The following is a 1,594-nucleotide window of genomic DNA, read 5'->3' as shown; positions in this document are numbered from 1 at the left end:
TAGTGACACTGTGCCAGAGCGTAGGGTTCATGGCAACCGAAGTTAACTATCACCTTTCGCCGAAGTAATAATTTACGTTTGACAGTAAACTATCAGCTGTAAGTTGAGCAGCACATCAAATTATGCAACTGTCAACTATTGCATTTTGTTAATTTTTATTGCCCGCAGACTGGCATCGCTCACTGCGGGGAAGGGACGGCCCTTTGTGAAGTAGCGCCTGCCGAAGCGGCCAGGCCCTGGGACGCGGCCCTCAACTTTGCCCAATAGCTAAGATTAACAATCTGCGCTACACTTGCCACCGCTTATTGCAATGCGGAATTAAATGGCTGGTAGCACCCCGTTTCCCGAAGTGAGAATGACCACGGCCCAGCTGCGCGCGGTCGCGCACCTTGCCACGCTCATACAGGCCGACGACACCTTGCTGCGCGAGATCCGGCGCATCGTGCCCGCCAAGGTCGCCGGCTTCAGCGAATGGCGCGGCCAACTTGATTCCGAAGTGTGGGTCCGTTTCCACTGGTATTTCGATGAGGTACGCGACGATTTTGTCGTGCCGGCGCAGGGCGTAAGCACAAACATCGTTCTTGTCACCCCTTTCAAACAAGATCTGTCCCGGCCCACGTTCTACCGCATGCTGATGCGCCGCCTTCGACGCCGGCTTGACTGGCAACCTTATGTGAAGCTCAACCTGGAGGCGCGGGACGTGCGCAACGATCCGCAGCTGCCGTCCATGCGTGCCGCGTTGCGTCCCATACCTATCGCCATGCGGCCCCTTCACCGGGATGGAACCGCGACTTGGGGCAGAAAGACCGCACGCGAGCTGGCCTGCCTCCCGCCAGCGGACCAGTTCGCGCAGATCGCCAAGCTTGCCAGGCAGAAGTTCTCCTTCGACCAGACCCTCGCCTACGCCCGCTGCAAGGAAGATGTCAACATCTACGTGCTTGAAGAAAATCACCGGCCGGCCTGGCGCCAGGTGTATGCAACGGAAGAACTAGCGATGCGCGATCCACGCCTGCACATGCAGCGCGGCGCCCATACCTGGCACGCCGCGCAATGGCACGCCGAAGATCCGGCGTTCTGGACCGCAGCTATCGAACAAGGCATCGAGCACGGTTGGCTGATGACGTCCGACGACGGCCTGGCCACGCTGGTCCTGTCACGCAAGGGTGAAGCTGTCACGGAAAGGGAGCTGCGCTTGATCGAGCCCAGTCTGGTTGAAATCGCCCGGTTCGCGCACAGCATGATGCGGCACCAGCTGCGGGCACCCGCCGCTGCCCAAGCCGCCGCGGGCGCGGTCCTGTCAGATATCGAGAGGACGATTCTGCTTCACATGCACGATGGCCTGCAGCGCAAGGAGATCGCCGACCGCATGAGGATGAGCCTGTCTGCATTGGACCGGCATATCAAGTCGTTCAAGGTCGAATTGAAAGCCAAGTCCAGCATCGATGCGATCAACAAGGCCAAGCTGCACGGCATGCTTCCCGTTACACGGTAATCAGGGGCGGTGGAGGTGCTCGCGCAGGAACCTGGCGTGCGAATACGGTTCGCGCTTGCGATAGTGGTCAGGCAGATCGAACATTGCCCAGTAGTAGTCTTC

Annotated in this window: 1 protein-coding gene; it reads left to right on the top strand. The window is 59.2% G+C overall.

The window, feature by feature from the left end; genetic code table 11:
• The first annotated feature begins 355 nt into the window (after nucleotides 1-355).
• Entirely contained in the window at nucleotides 356-1,492 is a 1,137-nt protein-coding gene (locus F1735_RS33430) for an autoinducer binding domain-containing protein (RefSeq protein WP_167241292.1), read from the top strand.
• The last annotated feature ends 102 nt before the right edge of the window (nucleotides 1,493-1,594 follow it).

This window comes from Massilia genomosp. 1, from assembly GCF_011682185.1.
Taxonomy (GTDB): domain Bacteria; phylum Pseudomonadota; class Gammaproteobacteria; order Burkholderiales; family Burkholderiaceae_D; genus Telluria_A; species Telluria_A rubra.
The sequence above is the reverse complement of the archived record's forward strand: the minus strand, read 5'-3'. Positions and strand labels throughout refer to the sequence as shown.

Bases quoted from the DNA above. Each gene is read 5' to 3' on its own strand.
- F1735_RS33430 (WP_167241292.1), top strand. From the start codon at position 356: ATGACCACGGCCCAGCTGCGCGCGGTCGCGCACCTTGCCACGCTCATA.